This window comes from Brevundimonas sp. GW821-FHT10A07, from assembly GCF_059415785.1.
Genome location: NZ_JBWKNX010000020.1, coordinates 28,267 through 51,988 on the forward strand (window position 1 = coordinate 28,267; position 23,722 = coordinate 51,988).

23 protein-coding genes are annotated in these 23,722 nt (G+C 67.1%); 2 read left to right on the top strand and 21 right to left on the bottom strand.

The features are described from left to right. Positions 1-15: 15 nt before the first annotated feature. The 11 genes from AC07NC_RS14985 to dnaE form a co-directional block, all read right to left on the bottom strand. Positions 16-1,233 carry a M50 family metallopeptidase gene (locus tag AC07NC_RS14985; RefSeq protein WP_494570006.1) on the bottom strand — a complete coding sequence of 406 codons (1,218 nt, stop codon included), beginning with the start codon at positions 1,231-1,233 and terminating at the stop codon, positions 16-18. A 24-nt stretch (positions 1,234-1,257) separates the two neighbouring features. Then, positions 1,258-2,454 carry a 1-deoxy-D-xylulose-5-phosphate reductoisomerase gene (gene dxr / locus AC07NC_RS14990; protein WP_494570007.1) on the bottom strand — a complete coding sequence of 399 codons (1,197 nt, stop codon included), beginning with the start codon at positions 2,452-2,454 and terminating at the stop codon, positions 1,258-1,260. Continuing rightward, complete coding sequence (locus tag AC07NC_RS14995; RefSeq protein ID WP_494570008.1) at positions 2,451-3,272, bottom strand: phosphatidate cytidylyltransferase; 822 nt, start codon at positions 3,270-3,272, stop codon at positions 2,451-2,453. The genes dxr and AC07NC_RS14995 overlap by 4 nt, the downstream gene beginning before the upstream one ends. After that, positions 3,272-4,030: a polyprenyl diphosphate synthase gene (gene uppS, locus AC07NC_RS15000; RefSeq protein ID WP_035307337.1), complete on the bottom strand. Its 759-nt coding sequence runs from the start codon at positions 4,028-4,030 to the stop codon at positions 3,272-3,274. The genes AC07NC_RS14995 and uppS overlap by 1 nt, the downstream gene beginning before the upstream one ends. 37 nt (positions 4,031-4,067) lie before the next feature. Continuing rightward, positions 4,068-4,625 carry a ribosome recycling factor gene (gene frr, locus AC07NC_RS15005; protein WP_008263615.1) on the bottom strand — a complete coding sequence of 186 codons (558 nt, stop codon included), beginning with the start codon at positions 4,623-4,625 and terminating at the stop codon, positions 4,068-4,070. A gap of 39 nt (positions 4,626-4,664) precedes the next feature. After that, entirely contained in the window at positions 4,665-5,399 is a 735-nt protein-coding gene (pyrH, locus tag AC07NC_RS15010) for a UMP kinase (RefSeq protein ID WP_008263497.1), read from the bottom strand. Between the two features lie 129 nt (positions 5,400-5,528). Next, positions 5,529-6,470, bottom strand: a complete 942-nt coding sequence (gene tsf / locus AC07NC_RS15015; RefSeq protein ID WP_494570009.1) for a translation elongation factor Ts — start codon at positions 6,468-6,470, stop codon at positions 5,529-5,531. 149 nt (positions 6,471-6,619) lie between these two features. After that, on the bottom strand, positions 6,620-7,528 hold the full coding sequence (gene rpsB / locus AC07NC_RS15020; protein ID WP_008264289.1) for a 30S ribosomal protein S2: 909 nt from the start codon (positions 7,526-7,528) through the stop codon (positions 6,620-6,622). 222 nt (positions 7,529-7,750) lie between these two features. Continuing rightward, complete coding sequence (locus tag AC07NC_RS15025; protein WP_494570010.1) at positions 7,751-8,347, bottom strand: DUF4142 domain-containing protein; 597 nt, start codon at positions 8,345-8,347, stop codon at positions 7,751-7,753. Between the two features lie 96 nt (positions 8,348-8,443). After that, positions 8,444-8,854, bottom strand: coding sequence for a DUF3224 domain-containing protein (locus AC07NC_RS15030; protein WP_494570011.1), 411 nt, complete (start codon positions 8,852-8,854; stop codon positions 8,444-8,446). Continuing rightward, complete coding sequence (dnaE, locus tag AC07NC_RS15035; protein WP_494570012.1) at positions 8,854-12,315, bottom strand: DNA polymerase III subunit alpha; 3,462 nt, start codon at positions 12,313-12,315, stop codon at positions 8,854-8,856. The genes AC07NC_RS15030 and dnaE overlap by 1 nt, the downstream gene beginning before the upstream one ends. Before the next feature lie 482 nt (positions 12,316-12,797). On the opposite strand from dnaE, the gene msrA reads away from it, so the two are divergent. Further along, entirely contained in the window at positions 12,798-13,436 is a 639-nt protein-coding gene (gene msrA, locus AC07NC_RS15040; protein ID WP_494570013.1) for a peptide-methionine (S)-S-oxide reductase MsrA, read from the top strand. A gap of 30 nt (positions 13,437-13,466) precedes the next feature. On the opposite strand, the gene AC07NC_RS15045 is transcribed toward msrA, so the two are convergent. The 4 genes from AC07NC_RS15045 to AC07NC_RS15060 all read right to left on the bottom strand — a co-directional run bounded on the left by AC07NC_RS15045 (position 13,467) and on the right by AC07NC_RS15060 (position 17,107). Then, a complete protein-coding gene (locus AC07NC_RS15045) occupies positions 13,467-14,171 on the bottom strand; it encodes an ABC transporter ATP-binding protein (RefSeq protein WP_494570014.1) in 705 nt (234 codons plus the stop codon). Then, positions 14,164-15,450, bottom strand: a complete 1,287-nt coding sequence (locus AC07NC_RS15050) for a lipoprotein-releasing ABC transporter permease subunit (protein WP_494570015.1) — start codon at positions 15,448-15,450, stop codon at positions 14,164-14,166. Before AC07NC_RS15050 ends, AC07NC_RS15045 begins: the two co-directional genes overlap by 8 nt. After that, a complete protein-coding gene (gene proS, locus AC07NC_RS15055; RefSeq protein ID WP_372705726.1) occupies positions 15,447-16,763 on the bottom strand; it encodes a proline--tRNA ligase in 1,317 nt (438 codons plus the stop codon). The genes AC07NC_RS15050 and proS overlap by 4 nt, the downstream gene beginning before the upstream one ends. 77 nt (positions 16,764-16,840) lie before the next feature. Further along, positions 16,841-17,107: a DUF1467 family protein gene (locus AC07NC_RS15060; protein WP_008259708.1), complete on the bottom strand. Its 267-nt coding sequence runs from the start codon at positions 17,105-17,107 to the stop codon at positions 16,841-16,843. A 76-nt stretch (positions 17,108-17,183) separates the two neighbouring features. Between AC07NC_RS15060 and AC07NC_RS15065 the strand changes: the two genes are divergently transcribed. Continuing rightward, entirely contained in the window at positions 17,184-17,537 is a 354-nt protein-coding gene (locus tag AC07NC_RS15065) for a 5-carboxymethyl-2-hydroxymuconate Delta-isomerase (RefSeq protein ID WP_494570016.1), read from the top strand. Between the two features lie 24 nt (positions 17,538-17,561). Here AC07NC_RS15065 and AC07NC_RS15070 read toward each other — a convergent pair whose 3' ends face one another. From AC07NC_RS15070 to nuoN, 6 genes are all read right to left on the bottom strand, one after another. Beyond that, positions 17,562-17,900, bottom strand: coding sequence for a DUF3088 family protein (locus AC07NC_RS15070; protein ID WP_494570017.1), 339 nt, complete (start codon positions 17,898-17,900; stop codon positions 17,562-17,564). A gap of 39 nt (positions 17,901-17,939) precedes the next feature. Beyond that, complete coding sequence (locus AC07NC_RS15075) at positions 17,940-18,854, bottom strand: hypothetical protein (protein WP_494570018.1); 915 nt, start codon at positions 18,852-18,854, stop codon at positions 17,940-17,942. A gap of 217 nt (positions 18,855-19,071) precedes the next feature. After that, entirely contained in the window at positions 19,072-20,745 is a 1,674-nt protein-coding gene (locus AC07NC_RS15080) for a ribonuclease J (RefSeq protein WP_494570019.1), read from the bottom strand. After that, on the bottom strand, positions 20,746-21,525 hold the full coding sequence (locus AC07NC_RS15085; RefSeq protein ID WP_040349588.1) for a type III pantothenate kinase: 780 nt from the start codon (positions 21,523-21,525) through the stop codon (positions 20,746-20,748). Beyond that, positions 21,522-22,271, bottom strand: coding sequence for a biotin--[acetyl-CoA-carboxylase] ligase (locus AC07NC_RS15090; RefSeq protein WP_008261559.1), 750 nt, complete (start codon positions 22,269-22,271; stop codon positions 21,522-21,524). The genes AC07NC_RS15085 and AC07NC_RS15090 overlap by 4 nt, the downstream gene beginning before the upstream one ends. 4 nt (positions 22,272-22,275) lie before the next feature. After that, positions 22,276-23,718, bottom strand: coding sequence for an NADH-quinone oxidoreductase subunit NuoN (gene nuoN / locus AC07NC_RS15095; RefSeq protein ID WP_008260532.1), 1,443 nt, complete (start codon positions 23,716-23,718; stop codon positions 22,276-22,278). Positions 23,719-23,722 lie beyond the last annotated feature (4 nt).

Below are 23,722 nucleotides of genomic sequence, written 5' to 3' on the forward strand. Positions count from 1 at the left end.
GGGGCTGGCGTCGGCTCACGAGACGAGCCCGCCGAGGAATTGGAAGATGTTGAGCTTCTGTAGGTCGTTCCACGTCGCGAACAACATAAATCCCGCCAGAAGCGCAAGACCTGCGCGATAGCCCATCTCCTGATACCGCGCCGCAACGGGCCGCCGCACTATGGCTTCATAGCCGTAGAAAAGCAGATGTCCGCCGTCCAGCACAGGGATGGGCAAGAGATTTAGAAAGCCGATTCCGATCGAAAGTATGGCGGCGAAGGTTGTCAGGGTGAGCAGAAGGTTGATTGCGATGGCCTCGGGCGCCGGATTGGCCTCCACCGCCGCCGTCGTCAGCGAACCGGTCGCCTTGGCGATGCCCAACGGACCGCTGAACTGGTCGCCCGACTCCCGCCCCGTCGCCAGACGCCCCAGGTAGGTCAGGGTCGAACCGACGACGTCGCGGGTCTGGCGCACGCCTTCGACCACGGCGTCCACAGGCCCATAGCGAACATGACGCAGATCGCCCGGCGCAGGCGCGAGCCCCAGGCCGATCCGGCCGACCTTGACCCGCCCGGCGATGGGATCGTTCTCTTCGCGACGCTCGGGAACGGCGGTCAGCTCCACCACCTGCTGCGCACGTTCGACGGTGAATCGGACGGGATCGCCGGTCGACAGCATGACGGTGCGCGTCACCTCTCCGCCGTCCTTGATCGCCTTGCCGTTCACCCCTGTGATCAGGTCGCCGACCTGGAAGCCGGCGGCGGCGGCGGGCGAACCGGCCTGGACCTGGGCCACGCGGGCGGGCCGTAGTTGCGCGCCCACGCTCATGAAGACGATCGCGAAAATGGTGATGGCCAGCAGGAAGTTGGCGGCGGGCCCGGCCACGACGATCAGGGCGCGCTGCCAAACGGGCTTGAAGTGGAAATAGTCGCGCTCAGCCCCCGGCCCGCCCTCGGCGATCACCCGCTGGCGCAGTTCGGCCAGGCCCGCCTGATCCGGCACGCTGGAAGCGTCCAGATCGCCCGAGAATTTGACATACCCGCCCAGCGGCATCCAGCCGAGCCGCCATTCGATGCCGTGCCGGTCGGTGCGGCTGAAGATCGCCTTGCCGAAACCGATGGCGAAACGGTCCACCTTCACGCCGAAGGCGCGGGCGACGAGGAAGTGACCCAGCTCATGAATGGTGACGATGAAGGTCAGCACCAGCAGGAACGGCACGATGTAGATCAGGATCTGACCCAGAGCGCCCAGCATTGTAAAATCGTCTCCCCTGGCCGATCAGGCCGCGTTCGCCAGTCCGGCGATTATGGTTCCGGCCATCAGACGGGCCTGGGCATCGACCGAAAGGGCCGCGCCACAGGCGTCTCCAGAGCCGAAAACCATCCCCGCCTTCGTCGCACGATCAAGGGTTTCGGCGACGACTGCGGCAATATTGAGAAAGGCCAGCTTGCGGTCAAGAAATGCAAAGGCCGCGACCTCGTTGGCGGCGTTGAACACGGCGGGCGCCGCCCCCCCCGCCTGCAGGGCCTGACGCGCCAGATCCAGGGCCGGAAACCGCGCCAGATCGGGCGCTTCGAACGTCAACCGCCCCAGAGCCGCCAGGTCCAGCTTCGGCGCGGGCCAGGCGATGCGATGGGGCCAGGCCAGGGCGCAGGCGATCGGCGTGCGCATGTCCGGCGGCCCCATCTGGGCCAGAGTCGAACCATCCACATATTCCACAAGGCTGTGGATGATCGATTCGGGGTGGACCACGACGTCGATCCGCTCCGCCGGCATGGCGAACAGATAGGCCGCCTCGATCATCTCCAGGCCCTTGTTGGCCATGGTGGCGCTGTCGACCGAAATCTTGGCCCCCATGCTCCAGTTCGGATGGGCGACGGCCTGTTCGGGCGTGATCCCGGTCATCTGGGCGCGCGGGGTCTGGCGGAACGGCCCGCCCGAGGCGGTGAGCACCAGTTTCGACACCTGCTCGGGCGCATCGGCCGGAAACACCTGGAAGATGGCGGAATGTTCGGAATCGACCGGGATCAGCCGCCCCCCGGCCCGTCGAACGCGCTCGATCAGGGCCGGGCCGCAGCAGACCAGGCTTTCCTTGTTGGCCAAGGCCAGGATGGCGCCCGTTTCGGCCGCCGCCCAGGCCGACTTCAACCCTGCGGCCCCGACGATGGACGCCATGATCCAGTCGGCCGGCCGCGTCGCCGCCTCCACAATGGCGTCCTCGCCCGCCGCCGCCGCCACGCCGGTTCCCGCCAGGGCGTCGCGCAGATCGGTCAGCCTCTTCGGGTCGGCCGTCACCGCCAGTTTCGGCTTCCAGCGCCGCGCCTGCTCGGCCAGTTTGGCGATATTGGCGCCGCCCGTCAGGGCCTCGACCTCGAAGGCCCCCGTGCCGGTGGCCTCGGCCTGTTCCATCAGGTCCAGGGTCGACGAGCCGACCGAGCCGGTGGAGCCCAGAACCGTGACGCGGCGACGGATCAAGACGCGCCCTTTTCCAGCAGAACCACCAGCAGACGTCCCGCCGCCACCACCACGACCGCGAACATCAACCCGTCCACCCGGTCCAGCAGGCCGCCGTGGCCGGGGATGGTGTTGCCCGCGTCCTTGACGCCGAACCGGCGCTTCAGCCCCGACTCCCACAGATCGCCGCCCATGGTGGCCAGCGCGGCCGCCAGGCCCAGGATCGCGCCCCAGAAGATGGTCAGGCGGCCCATGTCGAACCAGGCCGTCAGCGCCGCACCGGCGACCGCGCCCGCCAGAATGCCGCCGACGAAGCCGGACCAGGTCTTGTTGGGCGAATAACGCGGCCACAGCTTCGGCCCGCCCAGGGTCGAACCCGCCAGATAGGCCAGGATGTCCGCCGACCAGGTCACAGCGAAGACAAGCGCCGTCCAGTGCAGACCGACCGCGCCGTCCCCGTCGCGCAGCCAGATCAGCAGCACCGAGGGCCAACCCAGATAAAGCACGCCATAGGCCGCATCCACGGCCTGTTGGGCTCGACTTCGGGCATAGAGCCCCGCAGCGGCGGCGCCGAACACCAGGATGACGAAGGCGACCGACATGACGCCGAAATAGGCGCTGACGACGGCGGCCACGACGGCCAGGGCCACCGCCAGTCCGACGGGACGCGGAGCCTTGGGCGCGCTCATGGCGCCCCATTCGAAGGCCAGGACGACGCAGGCGGCCAGCATCAGCGCCAGGAACCAGACGCCCCCGAACCAGGTGGCGGCCACCGCCGCCGGCGCCAGGACGGCGGCCGAGGCCGCCCTCAAGGCGATATCCCGCCCCTTGACCGCCATCAGGCCGACACGCGCGCGGGCGCGTCCTCTCGCCCGCCGTAGCGGCGTTCGCGTTGGGCGAAGGCGGCGACCGCCTCCCCCAGCGCCTTCGGCCCATAGTCGGGCCACAGGATGTCCTGGAACACCAGTTCGGCGTAGGCGGCTTCCCACAGCAGGAAGTTCGACAGGCGCTGCTCGCCCGAGGTGCGGACGATCAGATCCAGCGGCGGCGATCCCGCCGTGGCCAGGCCGGCGGCCAGGGTGTCTTCATCGATCGGCTCGACCGTCTCGCCCGCCAGCAGTCTTTGCATGTGGCGACGCGCGGCGTCGACCAGATCGGCCCGGCCGCCGTAGTTGAAGGCGACCTGAAGCATGAACCGGTCGTTGTGGGCGGTCTGGCGCTCGGCCTTTTCGATGATGGCGGCGATGTCGGACGGCAGTCCGTCGCGGCGGCCGAGAATGCGCAGGCGCACGCCCGCCTTCTCCAGCCGCGCCAGATCACTGGCCACATAGGTCCGCACCAGCCCCATCAGGTCCGAGACCTCCTCGGCCGGACGGCTCCAGTTCTCGGTCGAGAAGCCGAAGACGGTCAGGCATTCGATGCCGAAATCGGGCGCGGCCTGGATCGTGCGCTTCAGCGCCTGGACCCCCTCGCGATGTCCCATGGCGCGCGGCAGGCCCCGGGCGCTCGCCCAGCGGCCGTTGCCGTCCATGATGATGGCGACATGGCGTGGTCCATCGGAACGCGAGCTCGAAGGCGCGGCGCGGTCTGCCGTCATCTGTCGTTCCGTCCCTTCAGACCCAAGCCGTTCCGCCTCAGACCTGCATGATCTCTTGTTCCTTGGTCTTCAAGGCCTCGTCGATGCGCTTGATGGCGGCGTCCGTCTCCTTCTGGATGTCCGCCTCCAGCTTCTTCTGTTCGTCCTGGCTGATCTCGCCCGCCTTCTCGGCCTTCTTCAGATCGTCGTTGGCGTCGCGGCGCACGTTGCGCACGGCGATCTTCTGTTGCTCGGTGTACTTGCCGGCGAGCTTGACCAGGTCCTTGCGGCGCTCCTCGGTCAGCGGCGGCACGGGGATGCGCAGGGTCTGTCCGTCGACGATGGGGTTCAGGCCCAGGTTGGCGTTGCGAATGGCCTTTTCGACCGCGACCACCATGCCCTTGTCCCAGACGTTGACGGAGATCATCCGCGGCTCGGGCACGCTGATGGCGGCGACGGCCGACAGCGGCGAAGCCGATCCATAGGCCTCGACCCGCACGGGCTCCAGCAAGCCGGCGTTGGCCCGTCCGGTGCGCAGGCCGCTGAACTCTTCCTTCAGCGCCACGACCGCCTTCTCCATGCGGTCGCGATAGGTTTTCACTTCGGGCTTGGCCATGGTCTTGGTCTCTCTTGTCTTCAACGGATCGTCGAACGATCAGGCGCGGTCCTGGATGATGGTGCAGGTGCCCTCGCCGGTCAGGGCGCGGCGCAGGGAGTCGTCTTCGCGGATCGAGAAGACCACGATCGGAATACCCGTGTCGCGCATCATGGCGATGGCGGAAGCGTCCATCACCCGCAGATCCTGGGCCAGAACCTCCTGATAGGTCAGGGTCTCGTAGCGGGTCGCGGTCGGATCCTTCTTGGGGTCCGCCGTATAGACGCCGTCAACGCTGGTGCCCTTCAGCAGGGCGTCGCAGCCCATTTCGGCCGCGCGAAGGGCGGCGCCCGAATCCGTCGTGAAGAAGGGCGCGCCGACGCCGGCGGCGAAGATGACCACGCGGCCCTTCTCGAGATGACGCAGGGCGCGGCGGCGGATGTAGGGTTCGGCGATGGCGGCCATCGGAATGGCGCTCTGCACGCGGGTCGAGACGCCGATCTTCTCCAGCGCCGACTGCATGGCCAGGGCGTTCATGATGGTGGCCAGCATGCCCATATAGTCGGCCTGGGCGCGCTCCATGCCCGCCGCCGCCTTGGACAGGCCGCGGAAGATGTTGCCGCCGCCGATCACCAGACAGATTTCCACGCCCTCGGCCGCGACCTGGGCCACGGCCTTGGCCACGGTGTCCACGGTCTTCATGTCGACGCCGAAGGCCTGATCGCCCATCAGGACTTCGCCGGAGACCTTGAGCAGGACGCGCTTGTAGCGAAAATTGGCGGGGGCGTCGGGCATGCGGCGGGGGTCCGTTTGAATGCGGCGCCTTTTGAATCAGGCGACTTCTTATAGACGAAGGGCGCGCCGGCCATCAAAGCCGAACGCGCCCTTCTGATACAAAACCCTCACGAATGAGGGGAAGACTGCTTAGTTGCCGCCCATCATCGAGGCGACTTCCGACGCGAAGTCGGGGCCTTCGACCTTCTCGACGCCTTCACCCAGCGCCAGACGGACGAAGCCGGCCAGGTGCAGGTTGGAGGAGCCCAGTTCCTTGGCCGAGTTGGCGACCAGCTGTTCGATGGTCAGGTCCGGGTCCATGACGAACGGCTGCTTGGACAGCACCACGTCCTTCTGGAACTTGTTGATCTGGCCTTCCACGATCTTGGCGATCATGGCTTCGGGACGGCCTTCTTCCTTGGCCTTTTCGGTCAGGACGGTGCGTTCCTTCTCGATGGCGGCCGGGTCCAGGTCGTCCGTGTTCAGCGACAGCGGGGCGGTCGCGGCGACGTGCATGGCGATCTTGCGGCCCAGTTCGCGCAGGGCGGTCTTGTCGCCCTCGCCTTCCAGGGCGACCAGCACGCCGATACGGCCCACGCCCGGCGAAACCGCGTTGTGGACATAGGTCGAGACGACGCCTTCCGACACCGACAGACGGGCGGCGCGGCGCAGCTGCATGTTCTCGCCGATGGTGGCGATCATGTTGGTCACTTCGTCCTGGACCGTCTTGCCGGCTTCCAGTTCGGCGCCGTGCAGGGCCTCGACGGTGTGATGCTCCAGGCCCAGCTGGGCGAACGACTTGGCGGCGTTCTGGAACAGTTCGTTACGGGCGACGAAGTCGGTTTCCGCATTGAACTCGATGGCGGCGGCGACTTCGCCCTTGCCGTCTTCCTTGGACGCCACGGCGACCAGGCCCTCGGCGGCGACGCGGTCGGCCTTCTTGGCGGCCTTGGACAGGCCCTTGGCGCGGAGCCAGTCGATCGCTGCTTCGATGTTGCCGTCGTTTTCGACCAGCGCCTTCTTGCAGTCCATCATGCCGACGCCCGAACGCTCGCGAAGTTCCTTCACGAGGGCGGCAGTGATCTCGGCCATGTTCTTCTCCTTGGGGGATTCGTATGTGGGAACGGCCGGGCTGATTTAGCCCGGCCGTGTGTCAGTTCAACGCACAGCCTTCGGATTGACGCTCAAGTAGCGAGCCGCCGCGCGGCAAGCGTAGCGTCAAAAGGAGGGCCGTCGGGCGATCAGCCCGTGGCCTTCTCGGTTTCGACGGCGTCGTTCGCTTCCGAAGTGGCGGCCTGAGCAGCTTCATCGGCGACAGCCGGTTCAGCGGCGGCGACCAGTTCAGCGGCGACGTCTTCCGTGCCGGCCGGAGCGGCGTCGGCTTCGACCGGGGTCGAGGCTTCACGCAGCATGGGCTCTTCCGGATTGATCGCAGCACCCAGGTCCACGCCCGAGGCCGAGGCGCCGGCGGCCAGACCGTCCAGGACCGCGTCGGCGATCAGGTCGCAGTAGGTCTGGATGGCGCGGGCGGCGTCGTCGTTGCCGGGGACCGGATAGGTGATGCCGTCCGGGTCCGAGTTGGTGTCCAGGATGGCGATGATCGGGATGTTCAGCTTGCGGGCTTCCTGGATCGCGATCGCTTCCTTGTTGGTGTCGATCACGAACATGATGTCCGGGATCGAACCCATGTCCTTGATGCCGCCCAGCGACAGCTCCAGCTTGTCCTTCTCGCGCTGCAGGTTCAGCAGTTCCTTCTTGACGCGGCCTTCGCCGCCGTTCTCGAGGATGCCTTCCAGTTCACGCAGACGGGCGATCGAGCCCGAGACGGTGCGCCAGTTGGTCAGGGTGCCGCCCAGCCAACGGTTGTTCATGTAGTACTGGGCGCAGCGCTTGGCGGCTTCGGCGACCGGCTCGGAGGCCTGGCGCTTGGTGCCGACGAACAGGACGCGGCCGCCCTTGGCGGCGACGTCGCGCACGGCCACCAGAGCCTGGTGGAACAGCGGCATCGTCTGCGACAGGTCGATGATGTGGATGTTCGAGCGCGAGCCGAAGATGTAGCGGTCCATCTTCGGGTTCCACCGGTGCGTCTGGTGGCCGAAGTGGGCGCCCGCTTCAAGCAGGGTGCGCATCGAGAATTCAGGCAGAGCCATGATCGTTCAGTCCTTTTTCCGATCAAACGTGGCGCGGGGGATTAAAGGTCACAAGACCCTCGGAATGGAGCGGATCGGGATGTCTCCCCGAAACGCGCCTCGCCCGCGTTGCGAAATGCGGGGGCCATGTAGGCGGGATAGGCCCGAATAGCAAGCGCCGCCTGACAAAACACAGAAGGCGGCCCCTTTCGGGACCGCCTGTCATGGGCGAAATTCGTCGCCTTAGTTCATCGCATCCATCAGGGCCTGGGCGCGATCGCGGTGGGCCGTGATGGTCGGGATCAGCTCCCGGGCCAGACCGGCCAGGGCCGGGGCGTCGGTGTTGTCGTCGAAACCGTTCAGCAGGGTCAGGGTCTCGTTATGAGCGGCGACCTGCTGCTCCAGATAGACCTTGTCGAAATCAGCCGGCGTAGCGGCCTTCAGATTGTCGATCAGCCCCTGGCGACGTTCGTCCAGCGTGGTGGGAACCGTGACGTTCGGAGCCGCCGTCGCGACGACCGAGGTCATCTTCTCGCCCGCCGCCGTATGATCCTTGTCGATCATGGCCGCCAGGGCCTTGACGTCGGCGTTGGTCGATTTGGCGGCGGCGACCTTTGCGGCCTCGATTTCATACATGTTGCCGACCGCAAGGCTGGTGACGAAGCCCTCGACGGTGTTGGCGCCCATGGTGGCGGCGGAGGTCTGGCCGACGACGCCGGAAGCGGCGTCCTGGGTCGCATTGACGGCTTCGTCGGCGTTCTGGGCTGCGGTGTCGCCGCCCTGATTGCAGGCGCCGAGCAAAGCGACCGAAGCGACGCCGGCGAGAACGAGATTTTTCATTGGAACAGTCTCCCTTTTAGACTGAACCAACCCTTCACGGCTCAGGCGGTTCCGCAATTCCAACAGCTTGACCATATGCAACCGACCGTCGGAGCGTCATTCAGGCAGGCTGTAGTCCAGGACATAACGATGCTCCCCGTCGGCGATGGTCAGGTGGAAGACCCCGCTTACTCCCGCCAGATCACCACTGCCTGAGCCCGGCACGATGGTGATCAGAAGCTCCTGCGACCCCGCGTTCATGACGCCGCGATGGACCATGGAGAAACCGCCCTGGCGACCGTTCAGCACGCCCGTCACCCGCTCCATGGCGACATAGGCGCCGGACTGGCCGGCCATGACCCCCAGCATCTCCCCCACGCCGGTTCCTTCAAGATCGCCGTGGAAGGTCTTGGCGAGCTTCATTCGGCCGTGGACGTCGGCGGGGGCGTCGGCAGGCGCGTCCGGCTCGGGCGCGACCGGCGTGATCTTGACCTCGAAGGTTCCGGCGGCGTGGGACAGCGCGGTCATCACGCCTCCTCCAGCATCAGGACGCCCGGGGCCGACTTCAGGGCGCCGCGCAGGGCGCCGTCCAGCCGGTAGCGGCCGGGAAGCTTGACCTCGACCTCCTGACGGCCTTCCAGCGAGGCTACCAGGGAGATTTCGCCGCCCTTGCCGATGGCGCCGGAGCGGGCGCGTTCCAGCCGGGCCTTCAGGGCCTCGGCGTCGGCGATGCGGGCCGAGACATGGATGCGCAGTCCGATGTTGGCGTCATCCAGCAGATTGTCCATCTGGCTGGCGTCGTCGCCGAAAAACCGCACCTCGCCTTCGGAGGCCTTGGCGCGGACCCGCACCATGACCGAGGCGCCGGGCTCCAGCACCTCACGGCATTTGCGCAGCTGTTCGGGCGGGAACAGGCATTCGAACTCGCCGGTCGGATCCGAGAAGGTGACGAAGGCGAATTTCTCGCCGGTGCGGGCGCTGGCGCGTTCCTGCTTGCGGCGCACCACCCCGGCCATCTGGAAGGCCTCGTGGCCCGATTCCGCCAGGGGAATCGCCTCGGCGACGAAGGTGACGCGCTTGCGTTTCAGGGCCGAGGTCATCTCGTCCAGCGGGTGGCCGGACAGATAGAAGCCGACGGCCGACAGCTCATGGTCCAGCCGCTCGGGCCCGACCCAGGGCTCGACGCTCTTCAGCCGCGGCCGGCCGACATGGGCCTGATCCCCGCCGAACAGGGAGACCTGGGACGAGGCGCGTTCGGCCGCCACGCTCTGGCAATAGGCCATCAGGACGTCGGCCTGTTCGACCAGCTGGCGGCGGTTGGGGTGGATGCTGTCGAAGGCGCCGGCCTTGGCCAGGCCTTCCAGCGCCCGTTTGTTGACGCTGCGCGGATCGACCCGTTCCAGGAAGTCGAAGATGTCGGCGAAACGACCGCCGGTCTCGCGCACCTCGATGACGTGTTTCATCGCCTCGAGCCCGACGTTGCGGATGGCGCCCAGGGCGTAGAGGACCACCCCACGACTGTCGTCCCAGGCCACGTCGAAGTCCGCCGAGGACCGGTTCAGATCGGGCGGCAGCACCGGCACGTCGAACCGTTTGGCGTCCTGATAGAAGACCGCCAGCTTGTCGGTGTTCGACAGGTCCAGACTCATCGAGGCGGCGAAGAACTCGACCGGATGATTGGCCTTCAGCCAGCCGGTCTGGAACGAGATCAGGGCGTAGGCGGCGGCGTGCGACTTGTTGAAGCCATAGCCGGCGAACTTGGCCACCAGGTCGAAAATCGAGCCGGACTGGGCCTCGGGGACGGTCTTCTCCAGCGCGCCCTTGACGAAGCGCGCCCGCTGGAAGTCCATCTCCTCCTTCTTCTTCTTGCCCATGGCGCGACGCAGCAGGTCGGCCTCGCCCAGGCTGTAGCCCGCCAGGATCTGGGCGATCTTCATCACCTGTTCCTGGTAGATGATGACCCCGTAGGTCTCGGTCAGCACCTCTTTCAGGCTGGGGTGCAGATAATCGACCTCGGCCCGACCGAACTTCCGGTCGATATAGGTGTCGATCATCTCCATCGGCCCCGGCCGATACAGCGAGATCAGGGCGGTGATCTCCTCGATCGAGCCGCAGCGCATCTTGCGCAGGGTGTCGCGCATGCCCTGGGATTCCAGCTGGAACACCCCGACGGTCTGGCCCGAGGCCATCAGCTCATAGGTGCGAGCGTCGTCCAGCGGCAGGCCGTTCCAGTCCTGCGCCGCGCCGCGCCGTTCCAGATAGCCGCGCGCGCGATCCAGCACGGTCAGGGTCTTCAGGCCCAGGAAGTCGAACTTCACCAGACCCGCCGGCTCGACCCATTTCATGTTGAACTGGGAGGCCGGAATGGTCGAGCGCGGATCCTGGTACAGGGGCACCAGTTCGACCAGAGGCCGGTCGCCGATGACGATGCCGGCGGCGTGGGTCGAGGCGTTGCGGTACAGCCCCTCCAGCTCCAGCGCCGTCTCCAGCAGGGTGCGGACCGCAGGTTCGGCGTCCCTGGCTTCCTTCAGGCGCGGCTCCAGGTCGATGGCCTGGGCCAGGGTGACGGGATTGGCCGGGTTGTTCGGCACCATCTTGCAGAGCCGGTCCACCTGGCCCAGCGGCATCTGCAGCACCCGGCCCACGTCGCGCAGCACGGCCCGCGCCTGCAGGGTGCCGAAGGTGATGATCTGGGCCACCCGGTCCTTGCCGTAGCGGTCCTGCACATAGTCGATCACCTCTTCGCGCCGCTCCTGGCAGAAGTCGATGTCGAAGTCGGGCATGGAGACCCGTTCGGGGTTCAGGAACCGCTCGAACAGCAGGCCGAACCGCAGCGGGTCGAGGTCGGTGATGGTCAAGGACCAGGCGACCAGAGAGCCGGCCCCCGAGCCCCGCCCCGGCCCCACCGGGATGCCGTGCTCCTTGGCCCATTTGATGAAGTCGGACACGATCAGGAAATAGCCGGGGAAGCCCATCTGCTGGATGATGCCGACCTCCCATTCCAGCCGGCTCCAGTATTCCGCCTCGGGCACGGCGGGGGTGATCTGGCCAAGGCGGACCTTCAGCCCCTCGCGCGCCTGGTGCGCCAGTTCGTCGGCCTCGGATCGCCCTGCCCCGGTGTCGAACCGCGGCAGGATGGGCGCATGGGTGTTGACCAGGAAGGCGCAGCGCCGGGCGATGTCGATGGTGTTGTCGCAGGCCTCGGGCAGGTCGGCGAACAGGTCGCGCATCGCCTCGGCCGACTTGAACCAGTGTTCGCCGGTGATGCGGCGGCGGTCTTCCTGGCCGGTGAAGGCGCCGTCGGCGATGCACAACAGGGCGTCGTGCGACTTGGCCTGGGCCGCCTTGGCGTAATAGACGTCATTGGTCGCGACCAGGGGCGTCTCGTGGGCGTAGGCCCATTCGACCAGACCGGGCTCGGCCCGCTTTTCGTCCTCCAGCCCGTGACGCTGCAGCTCGACATAGAAGCGGTCGCCGAAGGCGGACTTCATCGTCGCCAGGGCGGCCGCCCCCTCGCCCGTCTTGCCCTGGGCGAACAGGGGATCGACCGGACCGTCGGGGCCGCCCGACAACAGGATCAGCCCCTCGGACCGCGCCACGACCTGGTCCCAGGCCACGCCCGGTTCGGCCATTTCGCCCGCGTCCAGATAGGCCGAGGACGACAGGGCGCACAGGTTGCGCCACCCGGCCTCGTTCTGGACCAGCAGGACCACGGTCGGGGTCTTGGCCCAGCGCACGGCCTGGTGTCCGCCGATGCCGAACACCGGCAGGGCGCAGGCGATGATGGGCTGGACCCCGGCGTCACGGGTGTACTGGCTGAACTCCAGCGCGCCGAACAGATTGGTCCGGTCGGCGATGGCCACGGCCGGCATGCCCGCGTCCGCCGCCAGCTTGCCCAGCTTGCCCGCCTTGATCGCGCCTTCCAGCAACGAATAGGCCGAGCGGACCCGCAGATGGACAAAACCCTGACTGTTGACCGGTTCGCTCACTGGACCTCCGCCTGTCGCGCCTCCGAAGGGAGGCCGCGCATCATCCTGGACCGAGTCTCACATCACCGCCCGCCGGAACACCGCAAACCTTCAGCCGGGCCGCGCGATCATCGATCCGCTGTGGATAGAGGCTTCAGACCGTCACGGCGAAAAAACACAGTCCAGATAGTCTAGAATCTCTCATAAGCGATTGATTTTACACAATGCGAATTCAGACCCTGTGGCGCGAGTCTGAAATCAGGCGGCCGTCACGCTGATGGCCAGGGTCCAGACCATCCAGACGAAACCGCTGCACGAGGCCAGCGACAGCATATCTCTCATCAAACGCGGCATGGCGACTTACCCCCAGACATGAATGTTCTTGCCTTGTTCTATGTTCGCTCATTGTTCTCGTCAACCCCGGTCTTATCCCAAGGGGCGAGACGGTCTGAAACCATTTGCAGCGGCGCATCGTATGCCTGTGGAGAAAGGGAGATGTCCCCATGCCCAAGTCTCTGAAATTCCTGGCTGGCGCGGCGATTGCGGCCGCCCTGGTCGTCGTGACGACCGCCGCCCTGCCCCAGACCGACGGCGCCCAGGCCCAGCCCGCCCGGTCGGTGCTTCAGACGGCCGTCTTCGCCGGCGGCTGTTTCTGGTCCGAGGAAAAGGCGTTCGACGGCCTGCCGGGGGTGCGGTCCGCCGTGTCGGGCTTCGTCGGCGGCCAGACGGCCAACCCGACCTATGAGCAGGTGGTGCGCGGCGGGACCGGCCATATGGAGGCGGTCCAGGTCACGTTCGATCCCCGCGTCGTCAGCTATCGCGCCCTGGTGGACCGCTACTGGCGCACCATAGACCCGACCGATCCGAACGGGCAGTTCTGCGACCAGGGGCCGTCCTATCGCGCGGCGGTCTTCGCCACGGCGGAGCAGAGGGCGGCCGCTGTGGCGTCACGAGATGCGGCGATGCGCGTTCTGGGCAAGAGCTTCACCACCCCGGTCGTCGGGGTCCAGCGGTTCTGGCCCGCCGGGGCGGAGCATCAGGATTACGCCCGCCGCAACCGCGCTCATTACGAGGCCTATCGCCAGGGCTGCCGCCGGCCCCAGCAGCTGCGCGCCATCTGGGGCGACGCGGCCGTTGGGTGACGGCGTCCGCCAGATGTCATTAGGCCTGGCTCAGTAGGCCTGGCTCTCCGCCGCCCGTTCTTCCAGATGGCCGTCCTTCAGGGCGAAGACGCGGTCCATATGGCCGGCCAGCTCCATATTGTGGGTGGCGATCAGGGCGGCGACGCCGGTGGTCTTGGCCAGGTCGCGCAGGGATTCGAACACCGACTGGCTGGTGGTCGGGTCCAGGTTGCCGGTCGGTTCGTCGGCCAGCAGCAGGCGGGGCTTGTTGGCCAGGGACCGGGCGATGGCGACACGCTGCTTCTCGCCGCCCGACAGTTGCGCCGGCTGGTGCGTCAGCCGCTCGCCGAGCCCCAGGGTCGTCAGGGTCTCCTCGGCCTGACGGCGCGCCTGGGCCAGGCTCATGCCCGCGATCCGCATCGGCAGGGCGACATTGTCGCGGGCGTCGAACTCGGCCAGCAGATGGTGGAACTGATAGACGAAGCCGATGCGCGACAGGCGCAGGCGGGTGCGGGCGCGCTCGTCGAGGTCGCCCACCATTTCGCCGTCGATGGCGACGGTGCCCTCGGTCGGCTTTTCCAGCAGTCCCGCGGCGTGCAGCAGGCTGGACTTGCCCGAGCCCGAGGGGCCGATCAGCCCGACCATCTCGCCCGGCATGACGTCCAGATCCACGCCCTTCAGCACGGTCAGGCCGCCGTTGGCGGTGTCATAGGTGCGGGTCAGGCCGCGCACCGACAGGATCGGAGACCTACTCATAGCGGAGCGCCTCCACAGGATCGATGCGAGAGGCCGTCCAGGACGGCGGCAGGCTGGCCAGGCAGCTCATGCTGAAGGACAGCAGGGCGACCCAGGTCACGTCCATCGGATCGACCAGGGCCGGGATGGCGTCCAGCTGATAGACGTCGGCGTTGAACAGTTGCACGCCCAGCACGGCCTCGATGGCGTGCTGGATCGTGCCGATGTTCCAGCAGAACAGCAGGCCCAGGGCGAGGCCCGCCAGGGTGCCCGCCACGCCGATCATGGCGCCGGACATGAAGAAGATGCGCAGGATGGCCGACGGGCTGGCGCCCACGGTGCGCAGGATGGCGATGTCGCGCGTCTTGTTCTTCACCAGCATGACGATGCCGGAGATGATGTTCATGGCGGCGATGGCGACGACCAGGCCCAGGATGATGCTCATGGCCACCCGCTCGACCCGCAGGGCGCCGTAGAAGGCGGCCAGGCGTTCGCGCCAGTCGCTGATGACCGATCCGGGGCCGGCGGCGTCGCGGATGGCGGGGGTCAGCTCGCCGACGCGGTCGGGGTCGTCGACCTTGATCTCGATGGCGTCCCAGACCCCCTCCTTGCCGAAGAACAACTGCTGCTGCTCCAGCGGCATGAACAGGAAGGCGCGGTCGAAGTCGGCCGTGCCCGAGCGGAACAGGCCGCCGACGAAATAGGTCTTTTCCAGACCGCCCAGATTGCCGAAGGCGCTGTCGGCGCCGGTCGGCGAATAGAGGGTGACGGGATCGCCCACCTGCAAGCCCAGGGAGTTGGCCAGGGCCGCGCCCATCAGGATTCGGTCGCCGCCGTATGCGCCCTTGCCGAAGTCGGCGCGTTCCTTGGGCGTCAGGCTGTCGAAGACGTATTTGGTGGTGGCCAGGTCCTGGGGCCGCACGCCGCGCACCATGGCGCCCGTGGTGAAGTTGCCGACCCGGACCAGGCTCTGGCTCTCGTTCAGCGGGGTGACGCTGACCACGCCGGGCACGTCGGCGATCCGCTTCAGGGCGGCGTCCCGATCTTCAGACGTCAGCACCGGCCCCTGGACGTACATATGGCCGTTGAACGACAGCATCCGGCCCAGCAGTTCCGAGCGGAAGCCGGCCATGATGCTCATGACGCTGATCAGCACCGCGACGGCCAGCATGATGCCGATGAAGCTGATCACCGCGATGGTCGCCACCCCGCCCTCCTTGCGCTTGGCGCGCAGGTAGCGGAGGGCCAGGCCGATCTCCCACGAGGAGAAGGCGCCGGAAGGACGGGACGGCAGGTTCAAGCAGTCAACCTTTCGATGGCTTCGGCCAGGGGGACGGAGACCTTCTCGCCGGTGGCGCGGCGCTTCAGCTCGACCACGCCGTCGGCCAGGCCCTTGGGACCGATGGTCAGCTGCCACGGCACGCCGATCAGATCGGCGGTGGCGAACTTGCCGCCCGGCCGTTCGTCGGTGTCATCGTACAGCACGTCCTTGCCCAGTTTCTCCAGCTGGGCCACCGCGTCCTCGCAGGCGGCGGAGACGGCGGCGTCATTGGCCCGCAGATTGATCACGACCACGTCGAACGGGGCCACGGCGTCGGGCCAGATGATGCCGCCCTCGTCGTGGCTGGCCTCGATGATGGCGCCCAGCAGACGCGACACGCCGACGCCGTAGCTGCCCATATGGACCTCAGCGTCCTGACCGTCCGGCCCGGCGACCTTGGCCTTCATCGGCGCCGAGTATTTCGTGCCGAAATAGAAGATGTGGCCGACCTCGATGCCGCGCGCCGACAGACGGTCGCCCTCGGCGGTCTCGGCCTCGAACCGGGCTTCGTCGTGCATTTCCTCGGTGGCGGCGTAGAGCGCGGTTCGTTGATCAACGATTGACTGAAGATCGTCCCAGTCCACGTCCGCGCCCGGCGCCGGCATTTCGACCAGGGCCTTGTCGCAGAAGACCGCGCTCTCGCCGGTCTCGGCCAGGACGATGAACTCGTGGCTCAGGTCGCCGCCGATCGGGCCGGTGTCGGCGCGCATCGGCACGGCCTTCAGACCCATGCGGGCGAAGGTGTTCAGATAGGCCACGAACATGCGGTTGTAGGCCTTGCGGGCCGAGGCCTCGTCCACGTCGAATGAATAGGCGTCCTTCATCAGGAACTCGCGGCCGCGCATGACGCCGAACCGGGGCCGGCGCTCGTCGCGGAACTTCCACTGGATATGAAACAGGTTCAGCGGCAACGACTTGTAGGACTTCACATAGGCCCGGAAGATGTCGGTGATCATCTCCTCGTTGGTCGGTCCGTACAGAAGTTCGCGCTCGTGCCGGTCGGTGATGCGCAGCATCTCGGGGCCGTAGGCGTCGTAACGCCCAGACTCTCGCCACAGGTCGGCCAGTTGCAGGGTCGGCATCAGCAGTTCGACCGCCCCGGCCCGCTGCTGCTCTTCACGGACGATCTGCTCGATCTTGCGCAGCACCCGCAGACCCAGCGGCAGCCAGGCGTAGATGCCGGCGGCCTCCTGCTTGATCATGCCGGCGCGCAGCATCAGCTGGTGCGAGACAATCTGGGCGTCCGAAGGGGCTTCCTTCAGCGTGGGCAGGAAAAAGCGCGACAGGCGCATGATGGGGAATCCTAGGCGTAGAGACAGACCAAGGCTTTAGCCGCTGGACCGGGGCGAAAGCTAGGCCGGGTTGGGGATTAGACCGCCGGCGCGCGCGAGAAGTCCGGCAGGGGCAGCCATCCGGTGAAGATCAGCACCATGACGAAGACCCAAACCAGGGCCGCGACCCAGGTGGTGGTGATGAATTTGCGCTTCAGGTTCGGCGTCGTCGGCGCGCCCCACTGGGCGCCGTCCGTCGGCGGTTCGTGGGTCTCGCGCGAGGTTCCCAGCGGCAGCACGCCGAACAACACCGTCCACCAGACGATGATGTAGATGCCGAACATGGTGATGGGGCCGATGGGCATGGGACCTCCTGTCCGGGCTTTGGCGCCCGGTTGAAACCGGTCTAGAGGATCGGCCTCCTCTGGACGAGTCCCCGACATGCCGCAGATCACCCTGGAATACACCCGCCACCTGGCCGACGCCGACTGGACCCCGGTCGCCCTGGAGATCCATCAGGCCGCCGTCGAGATCGCCGGCGCCGCCTTGTCGGCCTGCAAGACCCGGCTGATCGCCCTGGATCACGTCGTCATCGCCGACGACGCGCCCGAGACCGCCATGCTGGCCTGCCGCATCGGCCTGATGCTGGGCCGCATGCCGGAGCAGAAGATCGCGCTGAGCGAAAAGGTGCTGGAGATCCTGACCGCCGCGCTGGCTCGCACGGCCGGCAAGGTCGAGGTGTCGGCCGAGGTGTTCGAACTGAACGAAACCTATCGCAAGGCCACGCTCGGCTGACACGACATCGCGGTCGATCGCGCCTCAGGGATGCGGCCGGCCTACGCCGTAGCGCGCCGCCAGATAGGGCGCGATGGCGTGGTCCTGCAGGAAGCGGCGCCCCGTCGTTTCGCTGACCTGAGCCTCGGGCCAGTCCAGTTCGCCGTCGAGGATCAGGATCGGGCAGCTCTGATGCGCCTCGCCGACCTCGGCGATGACCGGCGGGCGCGGCCGGGGGTGGTCCAGATAGACGATATCAAGAACGTCCCGCAGCCGGGGATAGAAGGCCAGCACGCCCTCCACATAGGCGCCGGCCGGGCAGAACCAGGGACCGCCCTGGTCGTCATGCCAGTCGGGATTCAGCAGCAAGAGTCGTTCGGTCATGGACGGGATATAGCGGACCTCCGCCGGATTCCGAGACGTCTATTCGCAGGCTGCGCCGAAGCCCGGCGCGCGTAACGCCAACAGGATGGACGACCGCTGCGCCTGGGTGATGGAGCCCGACCGTTCCAGCACGCAGCCGACAGCGGTGTTCGAGTTCGGGGCCAGCAGGCCGTAGGTCAGGCCCTCGGCCTCCAGCCGGGCCTGGGCGCCCTTCAGGGCCTCGACCGCCTCGGCGACGCGGGCTGGGTCTCTGGTGATCCGCGTCATCTCGTGCAGGGCCTCGCCCGAACTGGGGAAGTCATAGGCGTCGGGCGTATAGGGGGCGATCTCGGCCGAGAGACGGTCGGGGTGATCCGTGACGCCGAACTTGGCGTTCTGGCTGGCGGAAAAAGCGATGGCCGGGCCCGTCTGCGGCACGACCAGAATATAGGCGTGGCGCGGGAACAGCAGATAGTGGCCCATGTATTTGGTCACGGGCACCAGCGGCAGGCCGTCCGGCCCCAGGGCGTGGGCGCCGACATAGACGCCGGACGGCAGGCTGCGCGCGTCGATCCGTCCGTTCAGCCTCAGGATCCGGTCCACCATCACATGGTCCAGCAGAAAGACCCCGTCCTCGGCCTCTCGCTCCAGATAGGCGTGGATCGCGGCGGTGTCGGGCGCGGGGCCGAGGTCGCGGCCATAGACGGTCGGAAAGGCGGTCGGCGACATCGGCTGTCCGTCCGTCGGACTGAACCACAGGACGCGCAGTTCATGGACAATGCGCGACAGCGGCTCGTCGCCGCGAAAGGTGGACAGGCTGAGCGCCACGTTCACTGCGGCGAACAGGGCGACGAAGCCCGCCGTCCCCTGCCCTGCGATCACGGCCCAGCGCCGCCAGCCGTGCAACGGATGACGGGCGTGGCGCACCCGTTCCAGCAGACGGCGCACGCGCGTGGGTTTGTGTTCTTCGACCATATGCCCCGACCGCTTCAGCGCGCAGAAAATGCGCGTGAACGGCCAAGGTTGCTTCACGACCCTATTTCACCGTCACCCTCGGGCTTGTCCCGAGGGCCCACGGTTCAGCATGGAACTCGGGTGGAGTGACGCACGGCCGCCCGCCCTACCCCACCTGTCCGCGAGACGGAAAGCTGGGCCCTCGGGACAAGCCCGAGGGTGACGGGGGTGTTTGTGGTCAGACCCGCAGGACGACCGTCTCGACGATCGGACGGCGATCCCAGATCTGCTGGCTGGCCTTCTTCAGCACGCGAGCCACGGCCTGTTCGATGACCATTTCGTCGTCCAGGGCGTCGCCCTTCAGGCTCTTGATCACCTGTTCGACGCGCTCGGCCAGATTGTCCAGGGCGTCGCCCAGCGGTGTGGCGGTGTCGCCGGGCAGGCCGACGCTGCGGATGTCGATGTCGCTGGCGATGCGGCCGCGCTTGTCGAGGGCGAAGCTGACGATCAGCACGCCATTGGTCGAGGCGTGGCGACGCTCCTTCAGGGCCTCGCCCTGTTCGGTCACCAGCATGCCGCCGTCGACGTAAAGGCGGCCGTTCGGCACCTCGTCGATGATCTTGGCCGGTCCGGGGGCCAGACGAACCATGTCGCCGTTGCGCGGGGTGACGGTTTCCTTGACGCCGATATCCTTGGCCAGATTGGCGTGTTCCAGCAGGAAGCGACGCACGCCATGGGTCGGCATCGCGATCTGCGGCCGCACCCATTCATACATCTGCTTCAGCTCGTCGCGGCACGGGTGGCCCGAGACGTGGATGCCGGGGTGATCCTTCTCGGTGTAGAGGCGCACGCCCCGGTCCGCGAGCCGGTCCTGCAGATTGCCGATGGCCAGTTCGTTGCCGGGAATCTGGCGCGACGAGAAGATGCAGTGGTCGCCCAGGCCCAGTTTGACGACCGGATGGGTGCCGTCGGCGACGCGCGACAGGGCCGCGCGGGCCTCGCCCTGGCTGCCGGTGCACAGATACAGGATCTGGTCGGCAGGCCAGACGCGGGCCTCCTCGTCCGACAGGAAGGGTTTGACGTCCTGCAGCATGCCGACGTGTTTGGCCGCAGCCGTAATCCGGTGCATCGAACGGCCGGCGAGCGACACGCGACGCCCGCAGGCCTCGGCGGCGCGGATGACGCTGTCCATCCGGGCGACGTTGGAGGCGAAACAGCCCACGGCGACCCGGCCCTTGAGGCTGGAGATCAGTTTGGTGATGGCGACGGCCACATCGCCCTCGGACCCGGCGACGCCCGGCACGAAGACATTGGTCGAATCGCAGACCATGGCCAGCACGCCCTCGTCGCCCATGGCGCGAATGGCGGGGGCGTCGGTCTTCTCGCCGATGATCGGCTGGTCGTCGATCTTCCAGTCGCCGGTGTGGAACACCACGCCCAGGGGGGTGTCGATGGCCAGGCCGCTCGGCTCGGCGATCGAGTGGCTCATGTTGACGAAGGTCACGCCGAACGAGCCGATGTCGACCGTGCCGCCCAGCGGCACCTCGATCAGCTCGACCTCGTCCAGGATGCCGCGTTCGCGCAGCTTGTCCCGGATCAGATAGGCGGTGAAGGGGGTGGCGTAGATCGGCGCCTTGATGCGCGGCCACAGCCAGCCCAGGGCGCCGATATGGTCTTCGTGCGCATGGGTCAGGACGATGCCCTTGATCGTCTCGCCTTCCAGATAGGAAGGATCGGGCACGATCACGTCCACGCCGGGCGTGGACAGGTCGCCGAAGGTGACGCCGACATCGACGATCAGCCATTCACGATCAGCCTCTGGCCCGAAGCCATAGGCGTTGAGGTTCATACCGACCTCGTCCGAGCCGCCCAGCGGCAGGAAAACGAGTTCGTCTTGGTTTTGCTTTTTCATTCAGTCAGTCATTTGGGCGTTACGACGCCAGATTTCCAGGAGGCCGCGAATAGTCAGGTCGGGATCGAAGTGATCGATGCTGTCGGTCGCGCCTTCGAACAGGCTGGCGACGCCGCCGGTGCCGATGACGGTCATGGGCCGCGCCCATTCCGCCTTGATGCGCGCGACTAGGCCTTCGATCAACGAAATATAGCCCCAGAAGACGCCGGACTGCATGGCCTCGACCGTGCCCTTGCCGATGACGTGGTCGGGGCGCTGGATGGCGATGCGCGGCAATTTGGCCGCCGCCTCGTGCAGGGCCTGGAGCGACAGATTGATGCCGGGGGCGATCAGACCGCCTTCGAAGGCGCCGTCGTCGGCGACGATGTCGAAGGTGGTGGCCGTGCCGCTGTCGATGACGATCAGGTCGCCCGGATAGACCAGCTTGGCCCCGATGGCGTTGACCAAGCGGTCGGCGCCGGCCTCGCTGGGCTTGGCGATCCGCACCTCTATGCCGAGCTGGGCGTTCTCGCCGATCACCAGGGGTTCGATGTTCAGATAGCGGCGCGACAGATTGCGCAGGTTGAAGATCGACTGGGGCACGACGCTGGAGATGATGCAGCCGGTCAGGGCGGCGAACTCCAGCCCCTTCATGACCATCAGCTGGTTCAGCCAGACGGCGTATTCGTCGGCGGTGCGGCTGGCCTCGGTGGCGGCGCGCCACTGGGCGATCCAGTCCGAACCGTCGTGGACGGCGAACAGCGTATTGGTGTTGCCCTGTTCGATGGCGAGCAGCATCAGGCCGCCTTGCCGAAGAAGACGTCGCCGGCCGAAATCAATCGCACGGAGCCGTCGGCGAGGCGCAGGCGCAAGGCCCCGTCAGGCTCCACACCCTCGGCCAGGCCCTCAATCGTTTCGTTGTCCAGACGCGCTGTGCACGGGCCGTTCAGCCCGGTCAGACGGCTGGTCCAGGCGTCCAGAACCGGCTCGAAGCCCATCGTCTGCCAGCGCCCCCACCAGACGGCGAAGGTCTCGGCCAGGATCTCGGCGGCGGCTTCGACCGGCGGGGCGAAGGCGAGGTCCTCGCGCAGTCTTTCCGCGATCGCCGCCGAGGCCTTCTCGGTTCCCTCGGGCGCATGGGCCAGGTTGACGCCGATCCCGACGGCCAGCCAGAGCCCGCCGGACGCATGCGCGCCGCTTTCGACAAGAATGCCGCACGCCTTGCGGCCGTCCAGCAGGACGTCGTTCGGCCATTTGATCGAGACCAGGGCCGGCGAGACGAAGACGTCCAGCAGGTCGGCGACGGCCAGGGCGGCGATGAAGGTCGCCTGCGCGGCCTCGCGCGGCGACGCATGAACCCGGATCAGCAAGGTCGCGGCCAGATTTCCGGGCTTGTCCACCCAGCTTCGGCCGCGCCGGCCACGCCCCGCCGTCTGGCGGCGCGCGATGATCCACTTCGGGCCGACCTCGCCCGCCTCCGCCAGCCGCCGGGCTTCCGACAGCGTCGAGTCGATCTCGTCGAGGATGACCAGAGGGGCGGGCGTCAACGCCCTAACCGTTCCCGAAGCCGGCGCTCGCAACCTTGGTCAGCGGCTCCAGCCAGGTCAGACCGACGATCACCAGCGGGAAGGCGAAGGCGGCGCAGGCCCAGCCGATGATGCTGGTCTCCGGCGAGGACTTGTCCATCTGGATGTCGTCGACAGGTGCGTCGAACCACATCAGCTTGATGATGCGCAGATAATAGAAGGCGGCGACGACCGAGGCGACCAGACCGGCCGCAGCCACCGGCCACAGACCGGCGTCGGCGGCGGCGCCGAAGACATAATACTTGCCCCAGAAGCCCGAGAACGGCGGCATGCCCAGGACCGACAGAGACAGGACGGTCAGGGCCACGGCCGTGACCGGACGATCCTTCTTCAGACCCGCCAGATCGGCGATGCGGCGGATCGGACGGCCCGACTTGGACAGGCTAAGCAGGATGGCGAAGAAGCCCAGTTGGTCGATGACATACAGGGTCATGAACATCAGCATGGCCTGCAGGCCTTCGCTGGTGCCGGCGGCGATGCCCAGCAGGGCGTAGCCGATGTTGGCGATCGACGAATAGGCCAGCAGGCGCTGGACATCCTTCTGCACCAGGCCGCCGAAGGCGCCGACGACGAAGCTGATCAGGGAAATGGCGACCAGGACCTGCGACCACTGGGCGTGGGCCTCGCTGAAGCCGCCCTCCAGGGCGCGGGCGATCAGGACCATGGCGGCCACCTTGGGGGCCGTGGCGAACAGGGCCACGACCGGGGTCGGGGCGCCTTCGTACACGTCGGGCGTCCACATGTGGAAGGGCGCGGCCGAGACCTTGAACGCCAGACCGCAGATCAGGAAGACCAGACCGAACACCAGGCCCGGGCTGGGGTGATCGACGGCAAAGGCGGCGATGTCCTCGAACCGCATCGAACCGGCGAAGCCGTAGATCAGGCTGGAGCCGTACAGCAGCAGGCCCGACGACAGGGCGCCGAGGACGAAATATTTCAGGCCCGCTTCCGACGCCTTGACGTCGTCGCGGTGGAAGGCGGCCAGGACGTACAGGGCCAGCGAATGCAGCTCGATGCCGACATACATGGAGATCAGGTCGCCCGAGGACGCCATCATCCCCATGCCGACCGAGGCCAGCACGATCAGGACCGGATATTCGAACTTGGCGATGTGGGTCCGTTTCATCCAGCCGTCGCCCAGGACGATGGCCACGGCGGCGGACAGATAGATGACGCTCTTGCCGTAGATGGCCAGCGGATCGGCCACATAGGCGCCGTTGAAGGCGACGCCCCACGGTCCCATGAAGGCGAGGACGGCGGCGGCGATCAGCAGCAGGACCGACAGGATGGACACCAGCCGGGCGCTCTTGTCGCCGATGAAGGCGCCGACCATCAGCAGGACCAGGGCGCCGACCGCGAGGGTCAGCTCCGAGGCGGCGAGGTGCAGGGCGGAGGACAGATCAGGCATGCTT

Bases quoted from the DNA above. Each gene is read 5' to 3' on its own strand.
- AC07NC_RS14985 (WP_494570006.1), bottom strand. From the start codon at position 1,233: ATGCTGGGCGCTCTGGGTCAGATCCTGATCTACATCGTGCCGTTCCTG.
- AC07NC_RS14995 (WP_494570008.1), bottom strand. From the start codon at position 3,272: ATGGCGGTCAAGGGGCGGGATATCGCCTTGAGGGCGGCCTCGGCCGCC.
- uppS (WP_035307337.1), bottom strand. From the start codon at position 4,030: ATGACGGCAGACCGCGCCGCGCCTTCGAGCTCGCGTTCCGATGGACCA.
- frr (WP_008263615.1), bottom strand. From the start codon at position 4,625: ATGGCCAAGCCCGAAGTGAAAACCTATCGCGACCGCATGGAGAAGGCG.
- pyrH (WP_008263497.1), bottom strand. From the start codon at position 5,399: ATGCCCGACGCCCCCGCCAATTTTCGCTACAAGCGCGTCCTGCTCAAG.
- tsf (WP_494570009.1), bottom strand. From the start codon at position 6,470: ATGGCCGAGATCACTGCCGCCCTCGTGAAGGAACTTCGCGAGCGTTCG.
- rpsB (WP_008264289.1), bottom strand. From the start codon at position 7,528: ATGGCTCTGCCTGAATTCTCGATGCGCACCCTGCTTGAAGCGGGCGCC.
- AC07NC_RS15025 (WP_494570010.1), bottom strand. From the start codon at position 8,347: ATGAAAAATCTCGTTCTCGCCGGCGTCGCTTCGGTCGCTTTGCTCGGC.
- AC07NC_RS15030 (WP_494570011.1), bottom strand. From the start codon at position 8,854: ATGACCGCGCTGTCCCACGCCGCCGGAACCTTCGAGGTCAAGATCACG.
- msrA (WP_494570013.1), top strand. From the start codon at position 12,798: ATGCCCAAGTCTCTGAAATTCCTGGCTGGCGCGGCGATTGCGGCCGCC.
- AC07NC_RS15045 (WP_494570014.1), bottom strand. From the start codon at position 14,171: ATGAGTAGGTCTCCGATCCTGTCGGTGCGCGGCCTGACCCGCACCTAT.
- proS (WP_372705726.1), bottom strand. From the start codon at position 16,763: ATGCGCCTGTCGCGCTTTTTCCTGCCCACGCTGAAGGAAGCCCCTTCG.
- AC07NC_RS15060 (WP_008259708.1), bottom strand. From the start codon at position 17,107: ATGCCCATCGGCCCCATCACCATGTTCGGCATCTACATCATCGTCTGG.
- AC07NC_RS15065 (WP_494570016.1), top strand. From the start codon at position 17,184: ATGCCGCAGATCACCCTGGAATACACCCGCCACCTGGCCGACGCCGAC.
- AC07NC_RS15070 (WP_494570017.1), bottom strand. From the start codon at position 17,900: ATGACCGAACGACTCTTGCTGCTGAATCCCGACTGGCATGACGACCAG.
- AC07NC_RS15075 (WP_494570018.1), bottom strand. From the start codon at position 18,854: ATGGTCGAAGAACACAAACCCACGCGCGTGCGCCGTCTGCTGGAACGG.
- AC07NC_RS15080 (WP_494570019.1), bottom strand. From the start codon at position 20,745: ATGAAAAAGCAAAACCAAGACGAACTCGTTTTCCTGCCGCTGGGCGGC.
- nuoN (WP_008260532.1), bottom strand. From the start codon at position 23,718: ATGCCTGATCTGTCCTCCGCCCTGCACCTCGCCGCCTCGGAGCTGACC.